The organism is Streptomyces sp. NPDC048211, from assembly GCF_043202315.1.
Lineage (GTDB): Bacteria > Actinomycetota > Actinomycetes > Streptomycetales > Streptomycetaceae > Streptomyces.
In genome coordinates, this window is record NZ_JBIDAD010000030.1 from 25,256 (window position 1) to 32,115 (window position 6,860).

Here is a 6,860-nt window from a genome sequence, read left to right on the forward strand (position 1 = left end):
TCACACCCCGCGCGCGTGACCGCCGCAACGCCCGACAGGGAGGAGAGCGCCGTCATGTCCGACCGTGCCCCGCAATTGGTGGAACGCCGTCTGCCCACCGACGAGTCCAGGCAGCTCATCGCGCTCGTCCGCGACATCGCCCAGCGGGAGATCGTGCCGCGGGCCGCAGAGGAGGAGGACGCGGGCCGTTTCCCGCGCGACGTCTTCACCCTGCTCTCCGAGTCCGGACTCCTGGGCCTGCCCTACGACTCCGCCCACGGCGGCGGGGACCAGCCGTACGAGGTCTACCTCCAGGCACTCGAAGAGCTCAGCTCCGCCCGGCTCACCGTCGGGCTCGGCGTCAGCGTCCATTCCCTCGCCTGCCACGCGGTCGCCGGCTACGGCACCAAGGACCAGCAGACCGAACACCTCCCGGCGATGCTCGGAGGCGGCCTGCTGGGCGCCTACTGCCTCTCGGAGCCCGCCTCGGGCTCCGATGCCGCCTCGCTGCGCACCAAGGCCGTACGGGACGGTGAGGACTGGGTCATCACCGGTACCAAGGCGTGGATCACGCACGGCGGCATCGCCGACTTCTACACGGTCCTGGCCCGCACCGGTGTCGACGGCCCCCGCGGCATCACCGCCTTCCTCGTCCCCGGGGACGCCGCCGGCCTCGGCGCCGCCGTCCCCGAGAAGAAGATGGGGATGAAGGGTTCGCCCACCGCCCAGCTGCACTTCGACGGTGTGCGGGTCCCCGATGCCCGCCGGATCGGCGAGGAGGGGCAGGGCTTCGCGATCGCCCTGTCCGCGCTCGACTCCGGCCGGCTGGGGATCGCCGCCTGTGCCATCGGCGTCGCCCAGGCGGCGATGAACGAGGCCGTCGCCTATGCCACCGGGCGCCGGCAGTTCGGCCGCCCCATCGCGGATTTCCAGGGGCTGCGGTTCATGCTCGCCGACATGGCCACGCAGATCGAGGCCGGCCGCGCGCTCTACCTGGAGGCCGCCCGGCTGCGTGACGCGGGGAGCCCCTTCTCGCGGCAGGCGGCGATGGCCAAGCTGTTCTGCACGGACGCGGCGATGCGGGTCACCATCGACGCCGTCCAGGTCCTCGGCGGGTACGGCTACACCCTGGACTTCCCCGTCGAGCGGCTCATGCGTGAGGCCAAGGTGCTGCAGATCGTCGAGGGCACCAATCAGATCCAGCGGATGGTCATCGCCCGCCACCTCGCGGGTCCTGAGACGCGCTGACCGGCAGCGGCCGGTCCGACCACACGGGTGTCGTCATGATCCGGTTCCACTCCTGGTCATGACGGCCCGGCAGGGTCCTGCTGGTGCTCTCCCAGTGCCGGAGCAGCGCCCGGTAGATGGGCGGGTCGGAGGAGTGCGGTGCCGAACGCGGAGCCGACCGGGGCGCCGGGCGGGCAGGGTCCGGAGGCGCCGACGCGGTGCGGGACTGCGGAACCGATTCTTCGGAGGCCGGAGCGGACAGCCGGCGGCGACCGGGGCCGGCCATGGAGTGCAGCGGGGTCATACCGGGCCAACGGCGCGGAGCCGGGCCGGGTCACTGCTCACCCGATTCGAGCGACTGTTCGCCGTGTCCTCTTGGTGCGCCGCACCCGGGCGCGGCGGTCACGGACTGCCCGCACCAGGCCGCAGCGGTCACGGACTGCTCGCCCCGTCCAGCCATGGACTGACCGACCCGGCCACGGACTGCCCGCCCCGTTCAGCCATGGACTGACCGACCCGTTCACGGACCGCCCGCACCACCACGGCCCGGTGGCCGTCCCGGTGCGGGCGGTCCGCCTTCCGGGCGTCGCCCCCTGCTGCTGCGTCGTTCTCAGGCGGCGTCGCGACGCAGCTGGTGGGGCACCCGGAGCGGGCGCGAACCGGCTCCTCCGGCGTGCGAGAACGGCTGCATCCTCCAGTCGAGTCCCTGGGGGAGCGTCAGCAGCAGGGCCGTCTCCTGCTCCTGGGCGTCGGCCGACTCGTCGGCAGGCCGGGCCTTCGACGCGGCGCGGCCGGTGCCGGCACACACCGTCAGGACGAACGGATTCCACGGGGTGGGGCACAGCGCGTGCTCGGGCAGCACGTCCTCGTCCGCCAGGAGCGCGATGGGCTGCGCGCAGTCCGGGCAGACGACCCGGTACATCTCGAACGTGTCGTACGCGTCGGGAGCGGTGTCCTCGAAAGGATCAACGGGCTCCGGTTCGGTACGTCCGGTGAGCTTCAGGCTCTGCATGGGAAATTCCCCCCTCGGGTGGGCCGACAAGGCGCCGCGGCCTCGACCACAGCAAGCACTTCCCGTCGGGCATTCGAGGTAACCGTGAGGAGGCCGGCTACTGGCGCGTAAACCTGTGGCATTCGTCACATGCCCGCCGCAGGTGCCCCTTGCCGCCCTCCACGGCTGTGCCTGGAGGGCCCGGGGCCATAGATTGATCCATATGGAGGAGCTGGACCGTCAAATCGTGGAGTTGCTCGTCAAGGACGGGCGGATGAGCTACACCGACCTGGGCAAGGCCACCGGCCTGTCCACCTCGGCCGTTCATCAGCGCGTCCGCAGGCTGGAGCAGCGCGGGGTGATCCGGGGCTATGCCGCGGTCGTCGACCCCGAGGCCGTCGGCCTGCCGCTGACCGCGTTCATCTCGGTGAAGCCCTTCGATCCGAGTGCGCCGGACGACATCGCGGAGCGGCTCGCGGGCGTCCCGGAACTGGAGGCCTGTCACAGCGTCGCGGGCGACGAGAACTACATCCTCAAGGTGCGGGTCGCGACCCCGCGGGAGCTGGAGCACCTGCTCACCCGGATCCGTACGCTCGCCGGCGTCTCCACCCGCACCACCGTCGTCCTCTCCACGGCCTACGAGGCGCGCCCGCCGCAGATCTGAGGGGGGCCGCGCACGGCGCGGGCCCCGGCAGGCGGGAGACTGGTCCTCATGACCGAGAGCACCGCCCCCCAGAGCGAACACCGCACCGTGCTGCTGCGCGGTGGAGACGTCCACAGCCCCGCCGACCCCTTCGCGACCGCCATGGTGGTCGAACGGGGCCATGTCGCCTGGGTGGGCTCCGAAGGGGCCGCCGACGCCTTCGCCGGCGGTGTCGACGAAGTGATCGACCTCGACGGGGCGCTGGTCACTCCCGCGTTCACCGACGCGCACGTCCACACCACGGCGACCGGTCTGGCCCTCACCGGCCTCGACCTCTCGGGCGCCCGCACCCTCGGCGAGGCGCTCGCTCTCGTGCGGGCGTACGTGGCGGCGCACCCCGGCGACCGGGTGATCCTGGGCCACGGCTGGGACGCCACCCGCTGGCCGGAGCAACGCCCGCCCACGCGCGCCGAACTCGACGCGGCGGCGGCCGGCCGGCCGGTCTATCTGCCCCGGATCGACGTCCACTCGGCGGTCGCCACGACCGCGCTGCTCGACCTCGTCCCCCGGGTCGCCTCCATGGCCGGCTACCGGCCCGACGCGCCGCTGACGGGCGCCGCCCACCACGCGGTGCGCGCGGCCGCCCACGAGGCCGTCTCGCCGCGGCAGCGTGCCGATGCCCAGCGTGCCGCGCTGGCGCACGCGGCGTCCCTCGGGATCGGCACGGTCCACGAGTGCGGTGGCCCCGACATCTCCGACGAGGAGGACTTCACCGCGTTGCTGAAGCTGGCCGCGGGGGAGCCGGGGCCGCGCGTCTTCGGTTACTGGGCCGAGCGGGTCGGCGGCGAGAAGGACGCCCGCCGCATCCGGGAGCTCGGTGCGGTGGGCGCGGCGGGGGACCTCTTCGTCGACGGGTCGCTCGGTTCGCACACCGCCTGCCTCCACGAGCCGTACGCCGACGCTCCGGTGACGGGCACCGCCCATCTGGACGCCGCACAGATCGCCGCCCATGTCGCCGCCTGCACCGAGGCCGGGCTCCAGGCCGGCTTCCACGCCATCGGCGACGCGGCGCTCACCGCCGTGGTCGAAGGCATCAGGGCGTCGGCCGAGAAGGTCGGCCTCGGCCGGGTGCGGGCCGCCAGGCACCGCGTCGAACACGCGGAGATGCTCACGCCGGAGACCGTGGCCGCTTTCGCCGAACTCGGCCTCACCGCCTCGGTGCAGCCCGCCTTCGACGCCGCCTGGGGCGGTGAGGAGGGCATGTACGCCCGCAGGCTGGGCGCCGGGCGGGCGAGGACCCTCAACCCGTACGCGGCCCTCCTGCGGGCCGGTGTGCCCCTCGCGTTCGGTTCCGACAGCCCGGTCACCCCGCTGGACCCGTGGGGGACGGTGCGGGCTGCCGCGTTCCACCGGACGCCCGAGCACCGGATCTCGGTCCGGGCCGGTTTCACCGCGCACACCCGGGGCGGCTGGCGGGCGGTCGGGCGCGACGACGCGGGTACCCTGGTGCCCGGCGCCCCGGCCGACTACGCGGTCTGGCGTACCGAGGAACTGGTGGTCCAGGCCCCGGACGACCGGGTGGCGCGCTGGTCGACGGACCCCAGGTCGGGAACGCCCGGACTGCCCGACCTCAGCCCCGGTGCCGAGCTCCCGGTCTGCTTGCGCACGGTGGTCTTCGGACAAACTGTCTACGTACGGCCGAACGAGTGACGTGCGGACATTTCGTACCGCCGATCGAAGGCGCCCCCGTTCTGCCGCGACCTGGGGATCTTCGGGACTGACCAGGCAAGTTCGCTAAACGATGCAGGTCAGGCAACTATTGACAGAATGCGCCCATCGGCCGGTAGGTTCGGCCGAGTCCACCACAGGACGTCCGACCGGTTAAACCTCCACGCAGTCGTCGAACGCCGCTGGGTCATGGGGTGGTGTGCCGCACCGGCGCACCATCACTGACAGCCAGGTTCAGCGCCCGCGCCTCGGGGGCGAGGGAAGGTTCCAGCCGGCGGAGGGTGTGACCCGGGTGGGGCCCGGACGTTCAGTAGACAACGGCTCTAGGTCGACCCGCAGCCAGCGGGTCCCAGGTCGGCCCGAAGGGCGCCGGGCCCCGACCGCAGTTCTGTCCGTACTTCCGCTCTTCTGTCCGCCACCGCTTCCCACGCCGCCCGACCGGGTCGGTCGGCGTGGGTGCCGCGCTCGATATGGTGTGCATCTGCGTACGGACTTAAGGGGCAGTAAGTGAACGACGGCGGTCAGAGGCGATACGGCCCGCTCGGTAGAGCATTGGTGATCATTCCGACCTACAACGAGGCCGAGAACATCAAGCCGATCGTCAGCCGGGTGCGCGCCGCCGTGCCGGAGGCGGACATCCTGGTCGCCGACGACAACAGCCCGGACGGCACCGGCAAGCTCGCCGACGAACTCGCGGCGACCGACGGCCAGGTCCACGTGCTGCACCGCAAGGGCAAGGAAGGGCTCGGCGCCGCCTATCTCGCCGGCTTCCGGTGGGGCATGGACCACGACTACGGCGTCCTCGTCGAGATGGACGCCGACGGTTCCCACCAGCCCGAGGAACTGCCCCGCCTGCTCACCGCGCTCAAGGGCGCGGACCTGGTGCTCGGCTCCCGCTGGGTCCCGGGCGGACGGGTGGTCAACTGGCCCAAGTCCCGCGAGATGATCTCCCGCGGCGGCAGCACCTACTCCCGGCTGCTGCTCGGACTGCAGACCCGGGACGTCACCGGTGGCTACCGGGCCTTCCGTACCGAGACGCTGCAGGGCATCGGCCTCGACGAGGTCGCCTCGCAGGGCTACTGCTTCCAGGTCGACCTGGCCCGCCGCGCCATCGATGCCGGCTTCCACGTCGTCGAGGTCCCGATCACCTTCGTGGACCGGGAGGTCGGCGACTCCAAGATGAGCCGCGACATCCTGGTCGAGGCGCTCTGGCGCGTGACGGCGTGGGGTGTCACCACGCGTGCGAACCGGGTGCTCGGCCGCCGGACGAACTGACCCGACGCGGGACCGGCCTCCCTCACCCCCTTACCCCGTTCGGACGCCGGTCCAGGCACACTGGGGGCATGACGACCGGCACACCGCCCCCGACCGCCCGCAGGCGCTCGCGCGCCCGGACCTTCGTACCTCTCGCCATCGCCGCCTGGGCGGTGCTGGAGATCTGGCTGCTCATCGTGGTGGCGGACGCGGCAGGCGGGTTCACCGTTCTGCTGCTCCTGGCCGCCGGCGTAGTCCTCGGGGCCGTGGTGATGAAGCGGGCCGGCCGCCGCGCCTTCCGCAATCTCACCGAGACGCTCCAGCAGATGCCGGGGCAGCAGGGTGCCGGCGGGTCGTCGCCCGAGCCTTCGAGCACCCGGGGCAACGGCTTCCTGATGCTCGCCGGGCTCCTGATCATGATTCCGGGGATGATCTCGGACGTGGCGGGACTGCTGCTTCTGGTGCCGCCGTTCCGGTCGGCGCTCAGCAGGTCCGCGGAACGCTCACTGGAACGGCGGATGAGGGCGGCGAGTCCCGGCGGCCTCTCGGACGCCTTCCAGCAGGCCCGTATGCACCGCCCGGACGGAAAGGTCGTCCAGGGCGAGGTGATCCGCGAGAAGCCCTCCCGCCCCGACGACGACCCGCGCCCGCCGTTGACGCCGTAGCCGCGTGGCCGGCCGGCCCGGGCCGGCCGGGTAGGGCCCGGCGGAACCAACGCCCGGGACCGCCGCACGGCCCGCCCGGGCACATCGGGCCCGGGACCCCGCACCGGTACCGGCCCCGGCGAATCAGGCATGCCCGGCGATCCATGACCCCTTTGACGGCGGGCCCGGGTCCGACGACGGTCCCGGGCGGTAGCCCGGGCACGGCCGGACCAGCCCCCGGGCATCCACCTGCACAGGCCGCCCAGGGCCCACGCACAGAGCCGTGGGGGGGGGCCCCCCACCTGTCGGGGGGCCCCCCCGAGGCGGGGGGCGGGGGGGTGCGCGGACCCACGCCAAACCCACTGCACCCGCTGGACCCGCGCACTTATTGTAG

General features: G+C 72.8%; 6 protein-coding genes. 5 read left to right on the forward strand and 1 reads right to left on the reverse strand.

Features of this window, described 5'->3' with window-relative positions; genetic code table 11:
• The first annotated feature begins 54 nt into the window (after positions 1-54).
• On the forward strand, positions 55-1,227 hold the full coding sequence (locus ACGFZA_RS41375; RefSeq protein WP_393686171.1) for an acyl-CoA dehydrogenase family protein: 1,173 nt from the start codon (positions 55-57) through the stop codon (positions 1,225-1,227).
• A gap of 589 nt (positions 1,228-1,816) precedes the next feature.
• Here the strand turns inward: ACGFZA_RS41375 and ACGFZA_RS41380 are convergent.
• Positions 1,817-2,218, reverse strand: a complete 402-nt coding sequence (locus ACGFZA_RS41380) for a hypothetical protein (RefSeq protein WP_385285458.1) — start codon at positions 2,216-2,218, stop codon at positions 1,817-1,819.
• 202 nt (positions 2,219-2,420) lie between these two features.
• Here ACGFZA_RS41380 and ACGFZA_RS41385 point away from each other — a divergent pair, with 202 nt between their 5' ends.
• The 4 genes from ACGFZA_RS41385 (at position 2,421) to fxsA (ending at position 6,487) form a co-directional block, all read left to right on the forward strand.
• Positions 2,421-2,861 (forward strand): Lrp/AsnC family transcriptional regulator, encoded by a 441-nt coding sequence (locus ACGFZA_RS41385; protein WP_326735040.1) that lies wholly within the window; start codon positions 2,421-2,423, stop codon positions 2,859-2,861.
• Between the two features lie 48 nt (positions 2,862-2,909).
• Positions 2,910-4,550 carry an amidohydrolase gene (locus tag ACGFZA_RS41390; protein ID WP_385285456.1) on the forward strand — a complete coding sequence of 547 codons (1,641 nt, stop codon included), beginning with the start codon at positions 2,910-2,912 and terminating at the stop codon, positions 4,548-4,550.
• A 525-nt stretch (positions 4,551-5,075) separates the two neighbouring features.
• Positions 5,076-5,843: a polyprenol monophosphomannose synthase gene (locus ACGFZA_RS41395; RefSeq protein WP_385285454.1), complete on the forward strand. Its 768-nt coding sequence runs from the start codon at positions 5,076-5,078 to the stop codon at positions 5,841-5,843.
• A gap of 68 nt (positions 5,844-5,911) precedes the next feature.
• The gene (gene fxsA / locus ACGFZA_RS41400) at positions 5,912-6,487 is read left to right on the forward strand and encodes an FxsA family membrane protein (protein ID WP_393686175.1); all 576 of its coding nucleotides are present in this window, start codon (positions 5,912-5,914) and stop codon (positions 6,485-6,487) included.
• Positions 6,488-6,860: the final 373 nt, after the last annotated feature.

Excerpts from the sequence above, each read along its gene's own strand:
- ACGFZA_RS41375 (WP_393686171.1), top strand. The coding sequence starts at position 55 with ATGTCCGACCGTGCCCCGCAATTGGTGGAACGCCGTCTGCCCACCGAC.
- ACGFZA_RS41380 (WP_385285458.1), bottom strand. The coding sequence starts at position 2,218 with ATGCAGAGCCTGAAGCTCACCGGACGTACCGAACCGGAGCCCGTTGAT.
- ACGFZA_RS41385 (WP_326735040.1), top strand. The coding sequence starts at position 2,421 with ATGGAGGAGCTGGACCGTCAAATCGTGGAGTTGCTCGTCAAGGACGGG.
- ACGFZA_RS41390 (WP_385285456.1), top strand. The coding sequence starts at position 2,910 with ATGACCGAGAGCACCGCCCCCCAGAGCGAACACCGCACCGTGCTGCTG.
- fxsA (WP_393686175.1), top strand. The coding sequence starts at position 5,912 with ATGACGACCGGCACACCGCCCCCGACCGCCCGCAGGCGCTCGCGCGCC.